This window comes from Salmonella sp. NW38 (assembly GCF_051807745.1).
Taxonomy (GTDB): Bacteria; Pseudomonadota; Gammaproteobacteria; order Enterobacterales; family Enterobacteriaceae; genus Salmonella; species Salmonella enterica.
On the sequence record NZ_JAMMTO010000002.1, the window covers coordinates 394034 to 416823 of the forward strand.

The window sequence follows — 22790 nt, forward strand, 5'->3', positions numbered from 1 at the left end:
CCCATGAGGGGCATATCAGGTGGCAATGACGTGAGTGGAATACTGACGCGCTGGCGACAGTTAGGCAGACGATACTTCTGGCCGCATCTCTTATTAGGGATGGTCGCGGCGAGTTTTGGTTTGCCCGCGCTCAGTAACGCCGCCGAAACCAATACGCCTGCAAGGACGACCGCCAGCACCGCGTCTAAAGTTAACTTTAGCCATCTTGCGCTGTTAGAAGCCTCTAACCGTCGTCCCAATTTCACCGTAGATTACTGGCATCAGCACGCTATTCGCACGGTGATTCGCCACCTTTCTTTTGCAATGGCGCCGCAAACGCTGCCCGTTGCCGATGCGCCTTCGCCATTACAGGCGCATCATATCGCCTTACTGAATACGCTCAGCGCGATGCTCACGCAGGAGGGCACGCCGCCGGCGATTGTTCGCCGCCTCTCCCTGGCGTATTTTGCGCCACAAACCGCATTTAGCATCCCGGCCTGGATAAGTCAGGCGCAGGGTATCCGCGCCGGTCCGCAACGTCTCAGCTAACGAAAAAAGACCCTTTTACTTTATTTGTAGCTCCGCGGCGCGGGGCATTTGAGACTTTATTATGCTAATCAAATTATTAACCAAAGTATTCGGTAGCCGTAACGATCGTACGCTGCGTCGTATGCGTAAGGCCGTCAGCCTTATTAATGCGATGGAACCGGAGATGGAAAAACTCTCCGATGACGAACTGAAAGCGAAAACCAACGAATTTCGCGCCCGTATTGAAAAAGGCGAAAGCGTAGAGAGCCTGATTCCGGAAGCGTTCGCGGTGGTGCGTGAAGCCAGTAAACGCGTCTTTGGGATGCGTCACTTCGACGTTCAGCTATTGGGTGGTATGGTGCTCAACGATCGCTGTATCGCCGAAATGCGTACTGGTGAAGGTAAAACGCTGACCGCAACGCTGCCAGCCTACCTGAACGCGCTGTCCGGCAAAGGCGTTCATGTGGTAACCGTGAACGACTATCTGGCGCAGCGTGACGCCGAAAACAACCGTCCGCTATTCGAATTCCTCGGCATGTCCGTTGGTATCAACCTGCCAGGTATGCCTGCGCCAGCCAAACGTGAAGCTTACGCTGCCGACATCACTTACGGCACTAACAACGAATACGGTTTTGACTACCTGCGCGACAACATGGCGTTCAGCCCGGAAGAGCGCGTGCAGCGTAAACTGCATTATGCGCTGGTGGATGAGGTCGACTCCATCCTGATCGATGAAGCGCGTACGCCGCTGATTATTTCCGGCCCGGCGGAAGATAGCTCGGAAATGTACAAAAAAGTGAACAAAATCATTCCGCACCTGATTCGTCAGGAGAAAGAAGATTCTGACACTTTCCAGGGCGAAGGCCACTTCTCCGTTGATGAGAAAGCGCGCCAGGTTAACCTGACCGAACGCGGTCTGGTGCTGATCGAAGAGCTACTGGTGCAAGAAGGCATTATGGATGAAGGCGAGTCGCTCTACTCGCCTGGCAATATTATGCTGATGCATCACGTCACCGCCGCGCTGCGCGCGCACGCGCTGTTTACCCGTGACGTGGATTACATTGTGAAAGACGGCGAAGTCATCATTGTTGATGAACATACCGGTCGTACCATGCAGGGGCGTCGCTGGTCTGACGGTCTGCACCAGGCGGTAGAAGCGAAAGAAGGCGTTGAAATTCAGAATGAAAACCAGACGCTGGCGTCTATTACCTTCCAGAACTACTTCCGTCTGTATGAAAAGCTGGCCGGTATGACCGGTACGGCGGATACTGAAGCCTTCGAATTTAGCTCTATCTATAAGCTGGACACCGTCGTTGTTCCGACCAACCGTCCGATGATCCGTAAAGATTTGCCGGATCTGGTCTACATGACCGAAGCGGAAAAAATCCAGGCCATTATCGAAGATATTAAAGAGCGTACCGCGAACGGTCAGCCAGTGCTGGTCGGGACGATTTCTATCGAGAAATCTGAAGTGGTCTCCAGAGAGCTGACCAAAGCGGGCATCAAACATAACGTCCTGAACGCAAAATTCCACGCCAACGAAGCAGGCATCGTTGCGCAGGCTGGTTATCCAGCGGCGGTCACTATCGCTACCAACATGGCGGGTCGTGGTACCGATATTATGCTGGGCGGTAGCTGGCAGGCGGAAGTCGCCGCGCTGGAAGCGCCGACGGAAGAACAGATTGCGCAGATTAAAGCGGACTGGCAGGTACGCCATGACGCGGTTCTGGCTGCCGGCGGTCTGCATATCATTGGCACCGAGCGCCATGAATCCCGCCGTATCGACAACCAGCTGCGAGGCCGTTCCGGTCGCCAGGGCGATCCGGGTTCTTCCCGTTTCTACCTGTCGATGGAAGATGCGCTGATGCGTATTTTCGCCTCCGATCGTGTCTCCGGTATGATGCGTAAACTGGGGATGAAGCCGGGCGAAGCGATTGAGCACCCGTGGGTGACGAAAGCTATCGCTAACGCGCAGCGTAAAGTAGAAAGCCGTAACTTCGATATTCGTAAGCAACTGCTGGAATATGATGATGTGGCGAACGATCAGCGCCGTGCAATTTATACCCAGCGTAACGAACTGCTGGATGTGTCTGACGTGAGCGACACCATTAACAGCATTCGCGAAGATGTCTTTAAGGCGACTATCGACGCCTACATTCCGCCGCAGTCGCTGGAAGAGATGTGGGACATCCCGGGTTTGCAGGAACGCCTGAAAAACGACTTCGACCTGGAGCTGCCGATTGCCGAATGGCTGGATAAAGAGCCGGAGCTGCATGAGGAGACGCTGCGTGAGCGTATCCTGGCGCAGTCTATCGAAGTGTATCAGCGTAAAGAAGAGGTGGTTGGCGCTGAAATGATGCGTCATTTCGAAAAAGGCGTGATGCTGCAAACGCTCGATTCCCTGTGGAAAGAGCACCTGGCGGCGATGGATTACCTGCGTCAGGGTATTCATCTGCGCGGCTATGCGCAAAAAGATCCGAAGCAGGAATACAAGCGCGAATCCTTCGCTATGTTCGCCGCGATGCTGGAATCGCTGAAATATGAAGTGATCAGCACCCTGAGCAAAGTCCAGGTACGTATGCCGGAAGAGGTCGAAGCGATGGAAATGCAGCGTCGCGAAGAGGCGGAGCGCCTGGCGCAGATGCAGCAGCTAAGCCATCAGGATGACGATACCGCCGTGGCTGCCGATCTGGCCGCCCAAACAGGCGAACGTAAGATTGGACGTAACGATCCTTGCCCTTGCGGTTCCGGTAAGAAATACAAACAGTGTCACGGTCGCCTGAGCTAATGCGATAAACTTACCGGCCTGATAAGACATAATGTGTTGCCATCAGGTCGGTGCTGGCATTATTGCCGAAGGGCGCTACGCTTATTCGGCCTGGCATTGAACACAGATAAAAAGGCGCAGGTGACTGCGCCTTTTTTATGGATGCAACAAGATGAAAAGACTGCAAATCGCGGTTGGGATTATCCGCAACCCGAACGATGAAATTTTTATTACCCGACGCGCCGCTGATGCGCATATGGCGAACAAGCTGGAATTTCCCGGCGGAAAAATTGAAGCCGACGAAACACCAGAGCAGGCGTTGATCCGGGAGCTACAGGAAGAGGTGGGGATTACGCCAACACAGGTGACATTATTCGACACTCTGGAATATCAATTCCCGGACCGACACATTACGCTGTGGTTTTGGCTGGTTGAACGCTGGGAGGGCGAACCGTGGGGGAAAGAAGGACAGCCGGGACGGTGGATCGCGCAAAACGCGTTGAATACGGACGATTTTCCACCGGCCAATGAACCGATTATTCGTAAATTACGCCAATTTGCGCCTTAGTGGGGGATCGCAACACGATCCCCATCGATCTTATTAGCGATTTAATGTCGACATAATTTCCGGCCAGTAGCGGGGGCCGGCCGCGGCGTCGTGAGGAAAAACCGCCTCAATTGCCGTCAGCTCCTGCGGGCTTAGGGTCAGTGATAACGCGCCAGGGTTTTCTGGCGCAGTGGCGGCTACGTTTCTGTTATAGCCTAATCTCGCCGATTTTATTTGTATTATCCCGGCCGCGCGCATATGGCGCCAAAACTACGCGTATTTATTGATTATTTTTGTCATAAGGCGATATTGCCGTCTCAACAGAGCCCTCTCCGTTAGCGCTCTTCGCTCCAGTCGTCGCTATCAGACTGGTCGCCGCTGCTGGCGATTCGTTTCTCTTCGGCGGCCCATTCGCCCAAATCAATTAACTGACAGCGTTTAGAACAAAATGGGCGGAAGGGGCTAATTTCTCCCCAGACGACCGGTTTACCGCAGGTCGGACAGTTTACGACGGTCACGTCAGACATTTTTACTCCTTAGCAACAGGCCAGTTCAAAATCAAGACGCTCCGGCACCAGACCATTTTCACTATCCAGCGGCATAAAGCGAATGGCAAAACGGCTCTTATGGCCGGAAATTTGCGGATAAAGTTGTGAATCGAGCGTCAGCATAAGACGCAGCAAATCGGCGTCGTCCCCGTTATCCTGATAAAAACCGTTCAGGCTGGTTTGCTTACGGAAAGGTGCTGAATTACGGATCAGATCAAGCACCAGCGTCAGCGCCTGGGTGAGGGGATTCAGGCTGGCAAGCCAGCTTTCAATCTGGGCGTCGCGCTGCGCCTGTTGTAGGTGCAACCAGATATGCAGAGTGGGTAAATCGAAACTGCAACAGCCGCCAGGAATACTTAGGCGTTGACGCACAAGGGCAATCAAGCGATCTTCGCGTAGCTGCTGGCCAATCCTCGGGGCGGAGATCAGCACGCTGCCCGCGGATTTTAACTGCTGGCGCAGGGCTTCAATACGGTCTTGATCGACGCCGGGAACCTCAACCCAGGCCTGTAATTTACGCTGCTGGCGCTCCAGTTCTTTCAGCAGTTCGGTACGGACTTCGCCCCGTTCGAACACATCCAGTAGATCGCTGATGTTACGGAAAAAATGCAGTGCGCCAGCGTGGTCTGCAATTGGCAGGTTGATGGAGAGCTGTTGGATCAAAAACTCTATGCGCAGCCACGTACGCATCTTCTCATTGAGAGGGTGTTCAAATAGGACATGGGTGTGCATTACGGTTTTTCCTGTGAGACAAACTGCGACGCGAGCTGAAGATAACTGGCGTGCAGGCGGGCCACATCTGATGCGATAGCATCCGGTGCGCCGTTATTATCAATAACATCGTCCGCCACGGCAAGGCGCGCTTCACGCGTCGCCTGCGCAGCGAGAATGTGTTCAACATGCTCGCGCGTAACATCATCACGCTGCATTGTGCGCATAAGCTGCGTTTCGGGCGTAACGTCAACCACCAGTACGCGGTTGGCTTTTTGATACAGCCTGTTTTCAACCAGCAGAGGCACAACCCATAACACATAGGGCGACGTAGCCTGTTGAAACTGTCGTTGGGTTTCCTGCTGAATTAAGGGATGAAGCAGAGCGTTAAGCCAGGCTTTTTCTTCCGGATGCGAAAAAATACGCTCACGCAGCGCCCGGCGACGTAACGTGCCGTCGGCGGCGATAAGTTCAGAACCAAAATGTTCCGCTATTGCGTTCAGGGCGGGCTGCCCTGGCTCAACCATCTGGCGCGCGATAATATCCGCGTCGATGACGGTTATTCCGAGGTCAGTGAAGGCATCAGCGACGGTACTTTTACCGCTGCCAATACCGCCGGTTAAGGCTACGGTATACCTCATATCTCCAGCTTCCGGAATTTTAGTTTGATAATCAAAAGGTTAAATTTTAAACATACAAAGACGATGCGCTCTGAGCATTAACCTACTATTCGCCAGGTAAATTTATGGGATTGTAACGTAAAAAAAGAGAATTTCGCAGTCTTGTACGGCCATGATTAGTGCGTATGATAGCGTCACTGGAGTTGTGAGTTTCGATTTTTCGCCATTAACCCCAGGAATCCGCACATGCGTATTGAAGAAGATCTGAAGTTAGGTTTCAAAGACGTTCTTATCCGTCCTAAGCGTTCTACCCTCAAAAGCCGTTCCGATGTCGAACTGGAACGTCAATTCACCTTTAAACACTCAGGTCAGACCTGGTCTGGCGTACCGATTATCGCGGCCAATATGGATACCGTCGGGACGTTTGAAATGGCGCAAGCATTGGCCGGGTTTGATATTCTGACTGCTGTACATAAACATTATACCGTTGAAGAATGGGCAGCTTTTATCAACACGGCTTCGGCTGATGTTCTGAAGCATGTGATGGTTTCCACCGGGACCTCTGATGCTGATTTCGAAAAGACCGTGCAGATTCTGGCGCTGGATCCTGCGCTGAACTTTGTCTGTATTGATGTGGCCAATGGCTATTCAGAACATTTTGTGCAGTTCGTCGCGAAAGCACGTGAAGCATGGCCGACAAAAACAATCTGCGCAGGCAATGTGGTAACGGGCGAGATGTGCGAAGAGCTTATCCTCTCCGGCGCCGATATCGTGAAAGTGGGAATTGGTCCCGGCTCCGTATGCACGACGCGTGTAAAAACTGGCGTTGGTTATCCGCAACTGTCGGCGGTTATCGAATGTGCTGACGCGGCGCATGGCCTGGGCGGCATGATCGTCAGCGATGGCGGCTGCACCATGCCAGGCGACGTAGCAAAAGCCTTCGGCGGCGGCGCGGATTTCGTTATGTTGGGCGGTATGCTGGCGGGTCACGAAGAGAGCGGCGGCAGCGTGGTAGAAGAGAACGGCGAGAAATTTATGCTGTTCTACGGCATGAGTTCGGAATCTGCGATGAACCGTCATGTCGGCGGCGTCGCGAAATACCGCGCGGCAGAAGGTAAAACGGTTAAATTGCCGCTGCGTGGGCCGGTGGGCAATACTGCCCGCGATATCCTGGGCGGTTTGCGCTCAGCCTGCACTTATGTCGGCGCGTCTCGCCTGAAAGAGTTGACCAAACGCACCACCTTTATTCGGGTGCAGGAACAAGAAAACCGCATTTTCAATAGCCTCTAATATTCTGGCTGGCGTAAATGTGCGCCAGCCTTATCCCATCCCGCTCATCGCGTCTCCCAGATGAAAAATCGGCAAATACATCGCCACCACCAGCGTACCGATAATTAAGCCGGTGATGATCAATAACGCCGGTTCCAACAGCGACGCCAGATTATCGGCCAGCGCCAGCGTAGTTTCACTGTGGTGACGGGCAAGGTTATGCAGCATGATATCGAGTGAACCGGACGCTTCGCCCGTTCTGACCAGTTGCAGGCATAGCGGACTAAATTCCTGGGTATTTTTTAGCGCCAACCAGACCGGATTGCCCGCGGCGATCTCCTGATGTACCTGCGTTAAACGCTGTGACCAGTAAGGGCAGCCGAGACTCTCGATAGCGCTTTCCAGTCCCTGAAGAAAAGGAATGCCTGCGCTTTGGGTCAATGCCAGTACGGTGAATATTTGCGCTAGTTTCTGGCCTCTTATCAGGCGACCCATAACGGGGAGCCGTAGCAGAAGACGCTGCCGCTGCGCTTGCCAGGACGGCTTTTGTTTTACCCTGCGGTGAGCGATAGCAACGAGCATCGTCAGGAACAAGATGAGCCAACCCCATGCCGACCCCCATTGCGCTATCGCGATAATACCGCGCGTCAGAAGAGGGAGCGGGGTATTGAAGCTACGGTAAATGGCGGCAAATTCCGGCAGAACAAAGTGCAGCATGGCGAAAACGACCAGAGCGGCCATTGTCAGAATAATGGCGGGATAGCGCAGCGCCTTTTTCACGCTAACCGTAATCTGCCGCTGCGCTTTTTGCTGACGGGCCAGTTCAAAGCAGCAGTCGGCCAGTTTGCCGGTCAGTTCTCCGGTGCGGATCATCGTCTGGTAGAGCGGCGGAAATACCTGCGGCCAGGAGACTAATGCGCTGGAAAAAGGGACGCCCTGTTCAAGCTCGTGAGCCAGCGTGCGCAACAGCGCTTGCCATTGTCGGTGGGGATGCTGTTGCGCAAGGAGTTCCAGCCCTTCAGAAAGCGTCAGTCCGGCATGAATGAGCGTGGCCAACTGATGAATAATTTCAGCGCTTTGCTCTTCTTTCCACAGTGCGGCGTTAACGCCCATGCGCTTGATGCGAAGCGGCATAATGCGCTGATGTTGCAGGGTGATGATCAGCGCCAGACGATTGTCCACCCATACAACGTCTTGTTCCAGTTGACCTTTATCGTTAACGCCTTGCCAGCGCCAGAGCTGTTTAACGCTCATGGGGCATTCCCAGAACGCGCAGTATCTCTTCAAAGGACGTCATGCCTTGCTCAACGGCGCGACAGCCATTTTCAAAAAGCGTCCCTGTACCGGTCTGTTGGAGGTGGGCTTCCAGTGCTTGCGCCGATGCGCCGCTCGCAATTAACTGACGTAATGTCGGGGTAACGGTTAACACTTCGAATAACGCGGTTCGGCCATAAAAGCCGTGGTAGCAATGCTGACAGCCGCTTGCCTGCCAGCGCGGTAGCGCGCTGGGCCAAAGATTGGGCGATAGTACCACGGGATCGCTCAGGCGCTGTTTGCAGTGCGGGCAAAGCTTTCTTACCAGGCGTTGCGCTACCACCAGCGTAAGCGCCGATGAGATCATCCAGCGTGCTACGCCCATTTGCTGCAAACGTATCAGGGTTTCACTGGTGGAGTTCGTATGGAGCGTTGAAAGTACCAGATGGCCCGTTTGTGCCGCCTTAATTGCGATTTCTGCGGTGTCGCCGTCACGAATTTCACCTACCATGATGATGTCAGGATCCTGGCGTAAAAGCGCGCGCAGCACATTTTGAAAGGTGAGCCCGGCGCGGGGATGGATCTGCGTTTGGTTAATCCCATCCAGTGGAATTTCTATCGGATCCTCAACGCTACAGAGGTTGATACCCGGCATATTCCGGGTTTGTAGCGCGCTGTATAGCGTGACCGTTTTTCCGCTACCGGTGGGGCCAGTCACCAGTACCAGCCCCTGAGGTTGCTGTAGGGCTTGTCTAAAAGCGGTAAGTTGTGCCCCGTACATGCCCAGCGTGTCCAGATCCAGCGTTTGTTCAACCTGATGCAATAACCGTAAGACGACTTTTTCGCCTTCTTTACAGGGAAGCGTGGCGATACGAAAAGAGATGCTGTCTCCCGACAGGTCAACGGTAAATTGCCCGTCCTGCGGCAGCCGATGTTCAGCGATGTCCAAATTTCCCAGGACTTTCAATCTGGCCGTCAGCGCAAGCCCCGTCTCTTTGGCGATGTCCTGCAGAATATGAAGAACGCCGTCGATGCGGAGTCTTATTCGGTAGCGGCTGGCGCCTGGTTCGAGATGGATATCAGAGGCGCGTTTCGCCATCGCCGAGCGTAATGTCTGATTGAGAAGCTGGGCCGCGGTTTCTCCGCCTTTCGCGGCGTTTGCCGAGGGAGCCTGATCCGGCTTATGCCGATGATTTTCCATTTGCTGGCGAGTCCAGCACACAATATCAATCTGTTTTTGCGTGGCGAAATGCAGAGCGTCCAGTAACGCATGAGAGGGCGCGTCGACCACCGCAACAGTGATACTGTTGCTGGCGCTATTGATCAGTACAGCCTGATGACGTTGACACAATGTGTTGAGCTGAGCGTCTTTCATCTTGTCTCCTTAGTTGGCGTCAAAACGGAAGACATCTTCACAAGCCTGTTGTAACGCGCTGTCGCTTTGAATATTGCAGTTACGCGTCCAGCCGGTAATGCCGTTAGCATTGTCCCAGGCGGGCGTCATGATGACGTTAAGCCCGCTCAGACTCTCCTGGCCGGTAAGCGTGATGACGCCTTTTTCCACGCTCATGCCCGAAACATAACGGGTGATGACGGGCGAGGGGATACCGTTGACGCCCGCATCGCATGTGCTCGTCCCACCATGTTCCAGAGCGCAGAGTTCGACGGCGGTACGGTAGGGGACAAACGTTTGCAACATATCCGTCAGCGCCGCTTTACGCAGATAGTTCTGGTAAGCCGGAATGCCAATGGCGCTTAAAATGGCGATGATGCCAATAACGACCATCAGTTCGATAAGCGTGAAACCGCGTTGTTTTTCCATTGTTCGCTCCTTGAGTTAGCTGGCGCTACTGTGGCAAACGCGGGAAGAGCGGGCGAGCGGCAAAAGGTAAAACGGGAAGGCGGATTCTGAAGATTTTCGCTGCGTTACATGACACGGCAACGTTATTGCGAGGCGCTACGAATATTTTACCGAATCACGACGCGGATCTACGGACAGGTGATTTATAGACCCGACGGCGCAGCGCCATCGGGTGGAGAGGATCAGCGAAAACGCATGGAGAGATCGAGCGCGCGTACGTGCTTGGTCAGCGCGCCAACGGAGATGAAATCCACCCCGGTTTCAGCAAATTCGCGTAAGGTTTCCGCGGTGACGTTGCCGGATACTTCCAGCCGCGCCTGGCCGTTGACGCGTTTCACCGCCTCGCGCATCTGGTCGGTGTTGAAATTATCCAGCATGATAATATCCGCGCCTGCTTTCAGCGCATCGTCCAGTTCATCCAGATTTTCGACCTCGACTTCTACCGGCACGTCCGGATGGAGCCAGAACGCTTTTTCCACCGCCTGACGAACAGAACCGGAGGCGATGATATGGTTTTCTTTAATCAGGAACGCGTCAGTGAGGCCCAGACGATGATTGGCGCCGCCGCCGCATAAAACTGCATATTTGAGCGCGGTGCGCAGACCCGGCAGCGTTTTACGCGTGTCGAGCAACTGGGTTTGGGTGCCAGCCAGCAGTCCAACGTAGCGGCGTACTTCACTGGCGACGCCGGAAAGAGTCTGGACAAAGTTTAGCGCCGTGCGCTCGCCGGTCAGCAATACGCGAGCGGGGCCGTTCAGTTCAAACACTGTTTGGTTGGCGTGAATGGCGTCGCCGTCATCGACATGCCAGGTGAGGCGCACATCATCGCCCGCCAGTTGGATGAAGACCTCTTCAACCCAGCGCTTGCCGCAGAAAACGCCGTCTTCACGAGTGATCACCGTGGCATGGGCTTGCGTATCTGCCGGCAAAAGTTGCGCGGTGATATCGTTGCCAGCATCGACTTCTCCACCTAAATCTTCACGCAGCGCCTGAGCAACGGCGGCAGGGATATCGAGATTAATGCGTTCCAGTAGCGCGTCACGTCGGTCGTCTGGGTTATAACGGCGAGGCGGCATGATAAAACTCCAAATTGCTAACGAATCATAAGGTAGAAACATGCTACTCTGAAGCAGCTATAAGCACCACTCAAAAGGAGACTCTGCATGTTGCCAGATAAGGGTTGGTTGGTAGAGGCGCGACGCGTCCCTTCTCCGCATTATGATTGCCGTCCGGATGACGAAAAACCGTCCTTGCTGGTGGTGCATAATATTAGCCTGCCCCCCGGCGAGTTTGGCGGTCCGTGGATCGATGCATTATTCACCGGAACGATAGATCCAGACGCCCATCCTTTTTTTGCAGAAATCGCTCATCTTCGTGTTTCGGCCCATTGTCTGATTCGTCGCGACGGTGAAATCGTCCAGTATGTGCCTTTTGATAAGCGTGCGTGGCATGCGGGCGTATCAAACTATCAGGGGCGGGAACGTTGTAATGATTTCTCCATTGGTATTGAGCTGGAGGGGACGGATACGCTGGCTTATACCGATGCGCAGTATCAGCAGCTAGCCGCCGTGACGCGCACGCTTATCGCTTGCTATCCGGCGATCGCCGACAATATGACCGGACACTGTAACATTGCGCCTGACCGCAAAACGGACCCTGGCCCTGCCTTTGACTGGCCGCGCTTTCGCGCTTTGGTAGCCCTTTCGTCGCACAAGGAGATGACATGACGCTGTTTACGACATTACTGGTGCTGATTGTCGAGCGCCTGTTTAAGCTGGGCGAGCACTGGCAGCTCGATCATCGGCTGGAGGCGCTATTCCGTCGGATTACGCATTTTTCGATGTTGCGCACGATGGGAATGACGGCGATCGCGATGGTGGTGACTTTTCTACTGCTCCAGGCGTTAAAAGGGCTGCTATTTAACGTGCCGACGCTGGTGGTGTGGATTCTCCTGGGCGTGCTGTGTATCGGCGCGGGCAAAGTGCGAGTACATTATCACGCCTGGCTGAAAGCGGCGTCCCGTAACGATCCGCATCCTTGCGAGGCGATGGCCAGCGAGCTTACGCTGATTCACGGCGTGCCGCCGGATTGTAATGAGCGTGAATTTTTGCGTGAGTTGCAAAATGCGTTGTTATGGATAAATTTCCGTTTTTACCTCGCACCGCTATTTTGGTTTATCGTTGGCGGTCCATGGGGGCCGGTAACGCTGGTGGGCTATGCGTTTTTACGGGCCTGGCAGACGTGGCTGGCGCGCTATCAGACGCCGCACCAACGTTTGCAATCCGGCATTGACGCTATTCTTCATGTGCTGGACTGGATTCCGGTACGTCTGGCGGGCGTTGTGTATGCATTACTGGGGCATGGCGAGAAAGCGTTGCCGGCCTGGTTTGCCTCGCTGGCGGATCTGCATACTTCGCAGTATCAGGTGCTCACACGTCTGGCGCAGTTCTCACTGGCGCGCGAACCGCATACTGACAAAGTAGAAACCCCCAAAGCGGCGGTGTCGATGGCGAAGAAGGCCTCGTTTGTGGTGGTGGTGATTATTGCGTTGCTCACCATTTATGGGGCATTAGTGTAGCGTTGTGCCGATGGCGCTAACGCTTATGCTGCCTACAATGGAAAAATCTGTAGGCCCGGTAAGCGTTAGCGCCACCGGGCAGTGCAACGGCTTAGATCGTATCGGCTGGCGGCACGCCAAAATCAGGCATCCCGTTTTCGTCCCAGCGCACCCGTTTCAGACGCGTATGGCGGTTGGGATCGTACAACGGATCGCCTTCAATTTCGGTGTAATTTCTCGCGTGGTACACCAGTACATCTTCACCTTCCGGCGTTTGCGTAAAGCTGTTGTGTCCCGGCCCATACTGGCGATTCTCATAGCTGGTGGTAAAGACCGGACGCGGTGATTTATGCCAGTTGGCCGGATCGCGCAGATCGTCGTTTACGTTAATCCACAGTAATCCCACACAGTAGTTTTCATCGGTGGCGCTGGCCGAATAGCTGATAAACAGCTTGTCGCCATGCACCACGACGGCCGGACCTTCGTTAACCCAAAAACCCCGACACTCCCAGTCGTACTCTGGCTTACTGAGTCTTACCGGCTCGCCTTTAATCGTCCACGGATTTTCCAGTTCAGCCAGATAAATATTTGAGTTACCGGCAATATCCGGCGCTTTTTGCGCCCACAGATACCACTGCTTTCCCTGATGATAAAAAGTGGTGGCATCGAGGGCGAAGGTATCAAACGGTGTTTTAATTTGACCTTTCTCCGTCCACTTGCCGGTGAGTGGGTCGGCATCGGCGCACTCCAGGGCAAACATGCGGTGCTGGAACATTCCCAGCTTATCAAGCGCTTGAGTATGGGTAGCGGCAAAATAGATGTACCACTTGCCGTTGATGCGGTGCATTTCCGGTGCCCAGATGAGCTGGCTCATCGGGCCGCTTTCCGGTTTGCGCCAGACGACAACGGGGTCGGCGGCGCGCAACCCTTCCAGCGAATTAGCCCGGCGGATTTCCAGCCTGTCATATTCCGGTACGGAGGCAATAAAGTAGTAATCGCTGCCGTCGCGTAAAATAAACGGATCGGCACGTTGTTCAATAAACGGGTTTGGCCAGTTTGCCATCAGGCTTTCCTTACGCTTTCAGCGGCTTTGAGCTCCTGCAACTCACTCAATTCGCGGTAATTAGTGCGACGTTTTTCCAAATCGTCCTGGATTTTTTTCATCAGTTCACGGTCAACTTTCAGCAGACGTACCACGCCTGCGGTAATCAGGTAGCCAACGCCGGGGATAACGGTAAACAACAGCATAATACCGTTCATCGCCGAGGCGCTTTGCGCTTTGGCGCTGGCGTCATAACCGTACCAGGAGAGCAAAAAGCCGACCATCGCCCCGGCAATCGCCAGACCTAGTTTCAGGAAGAACAGATTACCGGAGAAGCTAATACCGGTAATGCGTTTGCCGGTTTTCCATTCGCCGTAATCATCGACGTCCGCCATCAGCGACCAGTGCAACGGGGAAGGGATCTGATGCAGAATATTGAGCAGGAAGTAGAGCGCCACTATCATTACGGTAGCTTTCGGATCAAAGAAATAGAACGCGCAGGAGAAAATCGCCAGCGCGATATTGGTCCAGAAAAATACCTTCAATTTACACCAGCGATCGGTTAAGACTTTTGCCAGCATACTGCCGATCATCATACCGACCACGCCAAGACTAATAAAAAGCGTAGCGAAATGGGTGCTTTGTCCCATCACCCAGGTGACGTAATACATGGTCGCCGCCATACGGATAAACCCCGGGCAGACGTTACATAAGGTCAATAGCAGAATGCGTACCCATTGATCGTTTTTCCACACGTCTTTGAAATCATTCTTCATATCATCGTGCGTCGGAACGGCAGGGCGAACGCGTTCGCGGACGCTGGCAAAGCAGAACAGAAACATACCCATGCCGATAATCGCCAGCACGGTCATCGCCAACTGATAGCCTTTGGCTTTGTCGCCGCCGCCAAACCAGTCCACCATCGGCAATAGCGTTAACGATAGCAACAGCGTCGCGATGCCGACTAACACGAAGCGATAAGCCTGACAGGCCACGCGCTCTTTTGGATCATTGGTGATCACGCCGCCCAGTGAGCAATAGGGAATATTGATGGCGGTGTAGGTCACGGAAAGCAGAAAATAGGTGACGAAAGCATAGACAACTTTGCTGTTATAGCCCCAGTCCGGCGTCGTGAACATCAGCACGCTGAACAGCGCGTAGGGAAATGCAATCCACAGTAGCCAGGGGCGGAAACGACCATATTTACTTTGGGTACGATCGGCAAGCGCGCCCATCACCGGATCGGTAACGGCATCGATAACGCGTACTGAAAGGAGTAAAACACCGACTAACGCCGGGGCAAGACCAAAAATATCCGTATAAAAGTAATTAACAAACAGCATGATAGCGCCAAAAATAATGTTACATCCGGCGTCACCCATGCCATACCCGATTTTCTCTCTTACCGAAAGTCTGCCCTTATCCATTGAGACTTCTCCCCATCAGATGATGGCGGTAATTATTCGCCTGCGAGCTTTTTTTTGCGTAGCAGGATCACGCCGCTGATATGGATAAAATGGTTATACGTGGGAAACTGTGAGGCAGATAACACCCTCCCCGGACGGGGAGGGCGGAAAAGTAACGCCACGATCAGTGGGCTTTCACCGTTTTTGCCGTTTTTTCTTTACACAGGTAGCCGACGCCCAGGATGAGCAGCCATACCGGAATCAGCCACACGGAGATCGCCATACCTGGCGTCATCAGCATAATGATCAATACCGCCGCCATAAACAGCAGGCAGAGAACATTGCCGAACGGATAAAACAGGGCCGGGAAGCGGGTTTTCACGCCCTGCTGCTGTTTCGCGCGACGGAACATCATATGGGCAAGGCTAATCATCGCCCAGTTAATGACCAGCGCGGAGACCACCAGCGCCATCAGCAGTCCGAATGCGGACTCTGGGGCCAGGTAGTTGAGCAGCACGCACAACGCCGTCACGACGGCGGAAACCAAAATGGAGCTCACCGGCACGCCGCGTTTGTCGACGTTCAGCAGCGCTTTCGGCGCATTTCCCTGCTGGGCCAGACCGAACAGCATACGGCTGTTGCAGTAAACGCAGCTGTTATAAACCGATAGCGCGGCGGTGAGAACCACGATATTCAGCGCATTGGCGACAAACGTATCGCCCAGCTCATGGAAGATAAGGACAAATGGGCTGGTATCGGCGGTGACGCGAGTCCATGGCAGCAGCGAAAGCAGAACCGCCAGCGAGCCGATATAAAAAATCAGGATGCGATAGATAACCTGATTAGTGGCTTTGGGGATGCTCTGTTCCGGGTTATCGGCTTCAGCGGCGGTGATCCCTACCAGCTCCAGTCCGCCGAACGAAAACATAATAATGGCCATCATCATCACCAGCCCGGTCCAGCCATGCGGCAGAAAGCCGCCCTGTTCCCACAGGTTGCGCACGGTGGCCTGCGGACCAGCGGTATCGCTGAAGAGTAACCACGCGCCGAACAGAATCATAGCGATGACGGCGATCACTTTAATAATGGCGAACCAAAACTCCATCTCACCGAACACTTTAACGTTGGTCAGGTTGATGGCGTTGATAATCACAAAGAAGGCTGCCGCAGAAGCCCAGGTGGGGATCTCCGGATACCAGAACTGGATATATTTACCCACTGCAGTCAGTTCCGCCATGGCAACTAATACGTACAGCACCCAGTAGTTCCAGCCGGAAGCGAATCCGGCAAAGCCGCCCCAGTATTTATAGGCGAAGTGGCTAAAAGAGCCGGCGACCGGTTCTTCAACCACCATCTCCCCCAGCTGGCGCATAATCAGAAAGGCAATAAAACCTGCAACCGCATAGCCCAGGATAATTCCTGGCCCCGCCGACTGAATAACGGAGGCGCTTCCCAGGAACAAGCCTGTCCCTATCGCGCCGCCCAATGCGATAAGCTGAATATGGCGGTTTTTCAGGCCGCGCTTGAGCTGCTCGCCGTGCTGCTGACTGTCCATTATAAAACCTCGTGTATCGGGCGCGGTTTATTCATAACGCGCTTATTTTGAACGATGCAGTAGTGCGTGTGTAAGTTTGCAATTCCGCTTTTGTATTGATTTATTTACAGATTCGTTTTTTTAAATGTCACTTCAACTCTTTCGTCTTGATCAGAATAATGGTATATGGCCGCGAATGCACCTGCTTTGTGCAGGGGTGATGACGAGTTGCGTAAAAAGAAAGCACTTGTAAATACCTCCTTTTATTTTCCCTTACAGATGTTAATTTTTTTTATTCGTTATTTATGCATAAAAATGCATTTAATCTACTGTTGAATCGGTTCAGATGAGATTTTTTATCGTTTCAAATACGTTAAATCTACCTCCTGGTGGGTAAATTTAACATTTGTGCACAGTTACAGTTTTGAAACATGATTTCTGTAAAATTGTTAAAATGTGCCTCCTTTACTGATTTCAATCAAAACCTGTATGGACAGAAGGTGAATACTTTGTTACTTTAGCGTCACAGACATGAAATTGGTAAGACCAATTGACTCCGGGCAAATGGCTTAAGACAGGAAATCATGGCCTACAGCAAAATCCGCCAACCAAAACTCTCCGATGTGATCGAGCAGCAGCTGGAGTTTTTAATCCTTGAGGGAACATTGCGTCCCGGAGAAAAACTCCCACCGGAACGTGAACTGGCAAAACAGTTCGACGTCTCCCGTCCCTCCTTGCGCGAGGCGATTCAACGTCTCGAAGCGAAGGGATTGTTGCTTCGTCGCCAGGGCGGCGGAACCTTCGTGCAGAGCAGCCTGTGGCAGAGCTTTAGCGACCCGCTGGTGGAACTGCTCTCCGATCACCCTGAATCCCAGTTTGACCTGCTCGAAACGCGCCATGCGCTGGAAGGCATTGCGGCTTATTACGCGGCGCTGCGCAGCACCGACGAAGATAAAGACCGTATTCGCGAGCTGCACCACGCTATTGAGCTGGCGCAAGAGTCCGGCGATCTGGATGCCGAGTCCGAAGCCGTGCTCCAGTATCAAATCGCCGTCACCGAAGCGGCGCACAACGTGGTATTGCTTCATCTGCTAAGGTGTATGGAGCCGATGCTGGCGCAAAACGTGCGGCAGAACTTCGAATTGCTGTATGCGCGTCGGGAGATGCTGCCGCTGGTGAGTACGCATCGCACCCGTATATTTGAAGCCATTATGGCCGGAAAACCAGAAGAAGCGCGTGAAGCGTCACACCGCCATCTGGCGTTTATCGAAGAGATTATGTTGGACAGAAGCCGTGAGGAGAGCCGTCGTGAACGCGCTTTACGCCGTCTGGAGCAGCGCAAGAATTAGTTTTTTCTGGCAGAACGTTAACCAGAAGATGTTGTGAATAAAGCGCAAAAATGTGCGCGGCAACTAAACGCAGAACCTGTCTTATTAAGCTTTCTGACGAAAGTTTAATGGGACAGGTTCCAGATAACTCAACGTATTAGATAGATAAGGAATACCCCCATGTCAGAACGTTTCCCAAATGACGTGGATCCGATCGAAACTCGCGACTGGCTACAGGCGATCGAATCGGTCATCCGTGAAGAAGGTGTTGAGCGCGCTCAGTATCTGATTGACCAACTGCTTTCTGAAGCTCGTAAAGGCGGCGTGAAAGTCGCGGCAGGCGCAGGGGCCAGTAATTACATCAACACTATTGCCGTTGAAGACGAACCGGAATACCCGGGCAATCTGGAGCTGGAACGTCGCATTCGTTCTGCTATCCGCTGGAACGCCATCATGACCGTGCTGCGCGCGTCTAAAAAAGACCTTGAGTTGGGCGGCCACATGGCGTCCTTCCAGTCTTCCGCCACGATCTATGATGTCTGTTTCAACCATTTCTTCCGTGCGCGCAACGAACAGGATGGCGGCGATCTGGTGTACTTCCAGGGCCACATCTCTCCGGGCATCTACGCTCGCGCGTTCCTGGAAGGTCGTCTGACCCAGGAACAGATGGATAACTTCCGTCAGGAAGTGCATGGCAATGGCCTCTCTTCCTATCCGCACCCGAAACTGATGCCGGAATTCTGGCAGTTCCCGACCGTCTCTATGGGTCTGGGCCCAATCGGTGCTATCTACCAGGCGAAATTCCTGAAATATCTGGAACACCGCGGCCTGAAAGATACCTCTAAACAGACCGTTTACGCCTTCCTCGGCGACGGCGAGATGGACGAGCCGGAATCCAAAGGCGCGATCACCATCGCCACCCGTGAAAAACTGGACAACCTGGTCTTTGTTATCAACTGTAACCTGCAGCGTCTTGACGGCCCGGTCACCGGTAACGGCAAGATTGTTAACGAACTGGAAGGCATCTTTGCAGGTGCTGGCTGGAACGTTATCAAAGTCATGTGGGGCGGTCGTTGGGATGAGCTGCTGCGTAAAGACACCAGCGGTAAACTGATCCAACTGATGAACGAAACCGTTGACGGCGACTACCAGACCTTCAAATCCAAAGACGGCGCTTACGTACGTGAGCACTTCTTCGGTAAATATCCGGAAACCGCCGCGCTGGTGGCCGACTGGACTGACGAGCAGATTTGGGCGCTGAACCGTGGTGGTCACGATCCGAAGAAAGTCTACGCGGCACTGAAAAAAGCGCAGGAAACCAAAGGCAAAGCGACGGTAATCCTGGCCCATACCATTAAAGGTTACGGCATGGGCGACACCGCGGAAGGTAAAAACATCGCTCACCAGGTTAAGAAAATGAACATGGACGGCGTGCGTTACGTCCGCGATCGTTTCAACGTGCCGGTTGCCGATGCTGATCTCGAAAAACTGCCGTACATTACCTTCCCGGAAGGTTCTGAAGAACACAAATACCTGCATGAACGTCGTCAGGCGCTGCATGGCTACCTGCCAAGCCGTCAGCCGAACTTCACCGAGAAGTTAGAGCTGCCTCAACTTTCAGATTTCGGCGCGCTGCTGGAAGAGCAAAGCAAAGAGATTTCCACTACGATCGCTTTCGTGCGTGCCCTGAACGTGATGCTGAAGAACAAGTCGATCAAAGATCGTCTGGTTCCGATCATCGCCGACGAAGCGCGTACTTTCGGTATGGAAGGTCTGTTCCGTCAGATTGGTATCTACAGCCCGAACGGCCAGCAGTACACCCCGCAGGACCGTGAGCAGGTTGCTTACTACAAAGAAGACGAGAAAGGCCAGATTCTGCAGGAAGGGATCAACGAGCTGGGCGCAGGCGCATCCTGGCTGGCTGCGGCGACCTCTTACAGCACCAACGATCTGCCGATGATCCCGTTCTACATCTACTACTCCATGTTCGGGTTCCAGCGTATCGGCGACCTGTGCTGGCAGGCTGGCGACCAGCAGGCTCGCGGCTTCCTGATCGGCGGGACTTCCGGTCGTACTACGCTGAACGGCGAAGGTCTGCAGCACGAAGATGGTCACAGCCACATTCAGTCGCTGACTATCCCGAACTGTATCTCTTACGACCCGGCTTACGCTTACGAAGTGGCTGTCATCATGCATGATGGTCTGGAGCGTATGTACGGTGAGAAACAAGAGAACGTTTACTACTACATCACCACCCTGAACGAAAACTACCACATGCCGGCTATGCCAGCAGGTGCCGAGGAAGGTATCCGTAAAGGTATCTACAAACTCGAAACCCTCGAAGGTAGCAAAGGTAAAGTTCAGCTGCTGGGCTCCGGTTCTATCCTGCGTCACGTGCGTGAAGCGGCACAGATTCTGGCGAACGACTACGGCGTAGGTTCTGACGTGTACAGCGTGACCTCCTTCACCGAACTGGCGCGTGATGGTCAGGATTGTGAGCGCTGGAACATGCTACACCCGCTGGAAACCCCGCGCGTTCCGTACATCGCTCAGGTGATGAACGACGCTCCGGCAGTGGCATCTACTGACTATATGAAACTGTTCGCCGAGCAGGTTCGTACTTACGTACCGGCTGACGACTATCGCGTACTGGGTACGGATGGCTTCGGTCGTTCCGACAGCCGTGAGAACCTGCGTCACCACTTCGAAGTTGATGCTTCTTATGTGGTTGTTGCAGCGCTGGGCGAACTGGCTAAACGTGGCGAAATCGACAAGAAAGTGGTAGCGGATGCGATTACCAAATTCAACATCGATGCAGATAAAGTTAACCCGCGTCTGGCGTAAGAGGTAAAAGAATAATGGCTATCGAAATCAAAGTACCGGACATCGGGACAGATGAAGTTGAAATCACCGAGATTCTGGTCAAAGTGGGCGACAAAGTGGAAGCTGAACAGTCGCTGATCACCGTAGAAGGCGACAAAGCCTCTATGGAAGTCCCGTCTCCGCAGGCTGGCGTCGTGAAAGAGATCAAAGTCTCTGTCGGCGACAAAACCGAGACCGGTGCACTTATCATGATTTTCGATTCCGCCGACGGTGCAGCTGACGCTGCACCTGCTAAGGCAGAAGAGAAGAAAGAAGCGGCTCCGGCAGCAGCACCTGCTGCGGCAGCGGCGAAAGACGTTCACGTTCCGGATATCGGCAGTGACGAAGTTGAAGTGACTGAAGTGATGGTGAAAGTGGGCGACACCGTTGAAGCTGAACAGTCGCTGATCACCGTCGAAGGTGACAAGGCCTCTATGGAAGTGCCGGCGCCGTTCGCGGGCACCGTGAAAGAGATCAAAGTGAACACCGGTGATAAAGTGTCTACCGGCTCACTGATTATGGTCTTCGAAGTGGCGGGCGCAGCGCCTGCCGCAGCACCAGCGAAAGCGGAGGCCGCTCCGGCAGCGGCTGCTCCAGCAGCGACGGGCGTGAAAGACGTTAACGTACCGGACATCGGCGGCGACGAAGTTGAAGTCACCGAAGTGATGGTCAAAGTCGGCGATAAAGTTGCCGCTGAACAGTCGCTGATCACCGTGGAAGGCGACAAAGCCTCCATGGAAGTGCCTGCGCCGTTCGCGGGCACCGTGAAAGAAATCAAAATCAGCACCGGCGACAAAGTGAAAACCGGTTCTCTGATTATGGTCTTCGAAGTAGAAGGCGCAGCGCCTGCGGCCGCTCCGGCTAAACAGGAAGCGGCGGCACCGGCTCCGGCGGCGAAAGCTGAGAAGCCTGCTGCCCCGGCTGCCAAAGCGGAAGGCAAGTCTGAGTTCGCTGAAAACGACGCTTACGTTCACGCTACTCCGCTGATTCGCCGCCTGGCGCGTGAGTTTGGCGTCAACCTGGCGAAAGTGAAAGGGACTGGTCGTAAAGGCCGTATTCTGCGCGAAGACGTTCAGGCTTACGTGAAAGATGCTATCAAACGCGCGGAAGCTGCGCCGGCTGCTGCGGGCGGCGGTATCCCGGGTATGCTGCCGTGGCCGAAAGTGGACTTCAGCAAGTTTGGTGAAGTTGAAGAAGTGGAACTGGGCCGTATCCAGAAAATCTCTGGCGCGAACCTGAGCCGTAACTGGGTGATGATCCCGCACGTTACGCACTTCGACAAAACCGATATCACCGATCTGGAAGCGTTCCGTAAACAGCAGAACGCCGAAGCTGAGAAGCGCAAACTGGATGTGAAATACACGCCAGTGGTCTTCATCATGAAAGCGGTTGCCGCTGCTCTGGAACAGATGCCGCGCTTCAACAGCTCTCTGTCCGAAGACGGTCAGCGTCTGACCCTGAAAAAATATATCAACATCGGCGTGGCGGTTGATACCCCGAATGGCCTGGTGGTTCCGGTCTTTAAAGACGTGAATAAGAAGAGCGTGACCGAGCTGTCTCGCGAACTGACCACCATCTCCAAAAAAGCGCGTGATGGTAAGCTGACCGCTGGCGAAATGCAGGGTGGTTGCTTCACTATCTCCAGCATCGGCGGCCTGGGAACTACCCACTTCGCGCCGATTGTTAACGCGCCGGAAGTGGCTATCCTCGGCGTTTCTAAGTCGGCGATGGAACCGGTGTGGAATGGGAAAGAGTTTGTGCCGCGTCTGATGATGCCTATCTCTCTTTCCTTCGACCACCGTGTGATCGATGGTGCTGATGGTGCGCGTTTCATTACCATTATCAACAATATGTTGTCTGACATTCGCCGTCTGGTGATGTAATGAAAAAGCCGGCCCGACGGCCGGCTTTTTTTGATAATCTCATGTATTTTGTGAGGTTATTAGCGAAAGCGATAATTCGTGATCCGTTTGTTGT

Annotated in this window: 19 protein-coding genes and 2 pseudogenes; 10 read left to right on the forward strand and 11 right to left on the reverse strand. The window is 53.7% G+C overall.

Going from position 1 to position 22790, the window contains the following annotated elements; translation table 11 throughout:
- The first annotated feature begins 30 nt into the window (after positions 1-30).
- The 3 genes from secM to mutT all read left to right on the forward strand — a co-directional run bounded on the left by secM (position 31) and on the right by mutT (position 3842).
- A complete protein-coding gene (secM, locus tag NA624_RS05660) occupies positions 31-528 on the forward strand; it encodes a secA translation cis-regulator SecM (protein WP_000014336.1) in 498 nt (165 codons plus the stop codon).
- Positions 529-589: 61 nt separating this feature from the next.
- Positions 590-3295, forward strand: coding sequence for a preprotein translocase subunit SecA (gene secA / locus NA624_RS05665; protein WP_000905755.1), 2706 nt, complete (start codon positions 590-592; stop codon positions 3293-3295).
- Between the two features lie 151 nt (positions 3296-3446).
- A complete protein-coding gene (mutT, locus tag NA624_RS05670) occupies positions 3447-3842 on the forward strand; it encodes an 8-oxo-dGTP diphosphatase MutT (RefSeq protein WP_000826474.1) in 396 nt (131 codons plus the stop codon).
- A gap of 33 nt (positions 3843-3875) precedes the next feature.
- Here the strand turns inward: mutT and NA624_RS05675 are convergent.
- Positions 3876-4016: pseudogene (locus NA624_RS05675) on the reverse strand (aldo/keto reductase); the annotation flags it as partial.
- Between the two features lie 30 nt (positions 4017-4046).
- On the opposite strand from NA624_RS05675, the pseudogene NA624_RS05680 reads away from it, so the two are divergent.
- Positions 4047-4160: pseudogene (locus NA624_RS05680) on the forward strand (LysR family transcriptional regulator); the annotation flags it as partial.
- Here the strand turns inward: NA624_RS05680 and yacG are convergent.
- The 3 genes from yacG to coaE are packed head-to-tail and all read right to left on the reverse strand — an operon-like array spanning position 4157 to position 5721.
- The gene (yacG, locus tag NA624_RS05685) at positions 4157-4348 is read right to left on the reverse strand and encodes a DNA gyrase inhibitor YacG (protein ID WP_001286419.1); all 192 of its coding nucleotides are present in this window, start codon (positions 4346-4348) and stop codon (positions 4157-4159) included. The pseudogene NA624_RS05680 and the gene yacG overlap by 4 nt on opposite strands.
- Before the next feature lie 9 nt (positions 4349-4357).
- On the reverse strand, positions 4358-5101 hold the full coding sequence (gene zapD, locus NA624_RS05690; RefSeq protein WP_000556893.1) for a cell division protein ZapD: 744 nt from the start codon (positions 5099-5101) through the stop codon (positions 4358-4360).
- Positions 5101-5721 (reverse strand): dephospho-CoA kinase, encoded by a 621-nt coding sequence (gene coaE, locus NA624_RS05695; RefSeq protein WP_001270919.1) that lies wholly within the window; start codon positions 5719-5721, stop codon positions 5101-5103. The genes zapD and coaE overlap by 1 nt, the downstream gene beginning before the upstream one ends.
- Positions 5722-5946: 225 nt before the next feature.
- Between coaE and NA624_RS05700 the strand changes: the two genes are divergently transcribed.
- Positions 5947-6990 carry a GMP reductase gene (locus NA624_RS05700; protein WP_001217363.1) on the forward strand — a complete coding sequence of 348 codons (1044 nt, stop codon included), beginning with the start codon at positions 5947-5949 and terminating at the stop codon, positions 6988-6990.
- A 30-nt stretch (positions 6991-7020) separates the two neighbouring features.
- Here the strand turns inward: NA624_RS05700 and hofC are convergent, their stop codons facing one another.
- The 4 genes from hofC to nadC form a co-directional block, all read right to left on the reverse strand.
- On the reverse strand, positions 7021-8223 hold the full coding sequence (gene hofC / locus NA624_RS05705; RefSeq protein ID WP_000114109.1) for a protein transport protein HofC: 1203 nt from the start codon (positions 8221-8223) through the stop codon (positions 7021-7023).
- Positions 8213-9598, reverse strand: coding sequence for a type II secretion system protein GspE (gene gspE, locus NA624_RS05710; RefSeq protein WP_000650598.1), 1386 nt, complete (start codon positions 9596-9598; stop codon positions 8213-8215). Before gspE ends, hofC begins: the two co-directional genes overlap by 11 nt.
- A gap of 9 nt (positions 9599-9607) precedes the next feature.
- On the reverse strand, positions 9608-10045 hold the full coding sequence (gene ppdD, locus NA624_RS05715; RefSeq protein WP_000414988.1) for a prepilin peptidase-dependent pilin: 438 nt from the start codon (positions 10043-10045) through the stop codon (positions 9608-9610).
- A 221-nt stretch (positions 10046-10266) separates the two neighbouring features.
- Entirely contained in the window at positions 10267-11160 is an 894-nt protein-coding gene (gene nadC / locus NA624_RS05720) for a carboxylating nicotinate-nucleotide diphosphorylase (RefSeq protein WP_001135136.1), read from the reverse strand.
- A gap of 87 nt (positions 11161-11247) precedes the next feature.
- Here nadC and ampD point away from each other — a divergent pair, with 87 nt between their 5' ends.
- The gene (gene ampD / locus NA624_RS05725) at positions 11248-11811 is read left to right on the forward strand and encodes a 1,6-anhydro-N-acetylmuramyl-L-alanine amidase AmpD (RefSeq protein ID WP_000936326.1); all 564 of its coding nucleotides are present in this window, start codon (positions 11248-11250) and stop codon (positions 11809-11811) included.
- Positions 11808-12662: a beta-lactamase regulator AmpE gene (ampE, locus tag NA624_RS05730; protein ID WP_000172039.1), complete on the forward strand. Its 855-nt coding sequence runs from the start codon at positions 11808-11810 to the stop codon at positions 12660-12662. The genes ampD and ampE overlap by 4 nt, the downstream gene beginning before the upstream one ends.
- A gap of 91 nt (positions 12663-12753) precedes the next feature.
- On the opposite strand, the gene NA624_RS05735 is transcribed toward ampE, so the two are convergent.
- The 3 genes from NA624_RS05735 to aroP all read right to left on the reverse strand — a co-directional run bounded on the left by NA624_RS05735 (position 12754) and on the right by aroP (position 16647).
- The gene (locus NA624_RS05735) at positions 12754-13704 is read right to left on the reverse strand and encodes a glycoside hydrolase family 43 protein (protein ID WP_000024780.1); all 951 of its coding nucleotides are present in this window, start codon (positions 13702-13704) and stop codon (positions 12754-12756) included.
- Positions 13704-15110, reverse strand: a complete 1407-nt coding sequence (locus NA624_RS05740; protein ID WP_000357539.1) for a glycoside-pentoside-hexuronide (GPH):cation symporter — start codon at positions 15108-15110, stop codon at positions 13704-13706. Before NA624_RS05740 ends, NA624_RS05735 begins: the two co-directional genes overlap by 1 nt.
- A 163-nt stretch (positions 15111-15273) precedes the next feature.
- On the reverse strand, positions 15274-16647 hold the full coding sequence (gene aroP, locus NA624_RS05745; protein WP_001539002.1) for an aromatic amino acid transporter AroP: 1374 nt from the start codon (positions 16645-16647) through the stop codon (positions 15274-15276).
- A 560-nt stretch (positions 16648-17207) separates the two neighbouring features.
- Between aroP and pdhR the strand changes: the two genes are divergently transcribed.
- The 3 genes from pdhR to aceF all read left to right on the forward strand — a co-directional run bounded on the left by pdhR (position 17208) and on the right by aceF (position 22696).
- On the forward strand, positions 17208-17972 hold the full coding sequence (gene pdhR / locus NA624_RS05750; RefSeq protein WP_000331771.1) for a pyruvate dehydrogenase complex transcriptional repressor PdhR: 765 nt from the start codon (positions 17208-17210) through the stop codon (positions 17970-17972).
- Between the two features lie 159 nt (positions 17973-18131).
- Positions 18132-20795 carry a pyruvate dehydrogenase (acetyl-transferring), homodimeric type gene (aceE, locus tag NA624_RS05755; RefSeq protein WP_000003841.1) on the forward strand — a complete coding sequence of 888 codons (2664 nt, stop codon included), beginning with the start codon at positions 18132-18134 and terminating at the stop codon, positions 20793-20795.
- A 14-nt stretch (positions 20796-20809) separates the two neighbouring features.
- Positions 20810-22696 (forward strand): pyruvate dehydrogenase complex dihydrolipoyllysine-residue acetyltransferase, encoded by a 1887-nt coding sequence (aceF, locus tag NA624_RS05760; RefSeq protein WP_000963593.1) that lies wholly within the window; start codon positions 20810-20812, stop codon positions 22694-22696.
- Positions 22697-22790 lie beyond the last annotated feature (94 nt).

Bases quoted from the DNA above. Each gene is read 5' to 3' on its own strand.
- ppdD (WP_000414988.1), bottom strand. From the start codon at position 10,045: ATGGAAAAACAACGCGGTTTCACGCTTATCGAACTGATGGTCGTTATT.
- hofC (WP_000114109.1), bottom strand. From the start codon at position 8,223: ATGAGCGTTAAACAGCTCTGGCGCTGGCAAGGCGTTAACGATAAAGGT.
- pdhR (WP_000331771.1), top strand. From the start codon at position 17,208: ATGGCCTACAGCAAAATCCGCCAACCAAAACTCTCCGATGTGATCGAG.
- NA624_RS05740 (WP_000357539.1), bottom strand. From the start codon at position 15,110: ATGGATAAGGGCAGACTTTCGGTAAGAGAGAAAATCGGGTATGGCATG.
- secA (WP_000905755.1), top strand. From the start codon at position 590: ATGCTAATCAAATTATTAACCAAAGTATTCGGTAGCCGTAACGATCGT.
- aceE (WP_000003841.1), top strand. From the start codon at position 18,132: ATGTCAGAACGTTTCCCAAATGACGTGGATCCGATCGAAACTCGCGAC.
- ampE (WP_000172039.1), top strand. From the start codon at position 11,808: ATGACGCTGTTTACGACATTACTGGTGCTGATTGTCGAGCGCCTGTTT.
- ampD (WP_000936326.1), top strand. From the start codon at position 11,248: ATGTTGCCAGATAAGGGTTGGTTGGTAGAGGCGCGACGCGTCCCTTCT.
- zapD (WP_000556893.1), bottom strand. From the start codon at position 5,101: ATGCACACCCATGTCCTATTTGAACACCCTCTCAATGAGAAGATGCGT.
- aceF (WP_000963593.1), top strand. From the start codon at position 20,810: ATGGCTATCGAAATCAAAGTACCGGACATCGGGACAGATGAAGTTGAA.
- NA624_RS05735 (WP_000024780.1), bottom strand. From the start codon at position 13,704: ATGGCAAACTGGCCAAACCCGTTTATTGAACAACGTGCCGATCCGTTT.
- mutT (WP_000826474.1), top strand. From the start codon at position 3,447: ATGAAAAGACTGCAAATCGCGGTTGGGATTATCCGCAACCCGAACGAT.
- coaE (WP_001270919.1), bottom strand. From the start codon at position 5,721: ATGAGGTATACCGTAGCCTTAACCGGCGGTATTGGCAGCGGTAAAAGT.
- NA624_RS05700 (WP_001217363.1), top strand. From the start codon at position 5,947: ATGCGTATTGAAGAAGATCTGAAGTTAGGTTTCAAAGACGTTCTTATC.
- yacG (WP_001286419.1), bottom strand. From the start codon at position 4,348: ATGTCTGACGTGACCGTCGTAAACTGTCCGACCTGCGGTAAACCGGTC.
- gspE (WP_000650598.1), bottom strand. From the start codon at position 9,598: ATGAAAGACGCTCAGCTCAACACATTGTGTCAACGTCATCAGGCTGTA.
- nadC (WP_001135136.1), bottom strand. From the start codon at position 11,160: ATGCCGCCTCGCCGTTATAACCCAGACGACCGACGTGACGCGCTACTG.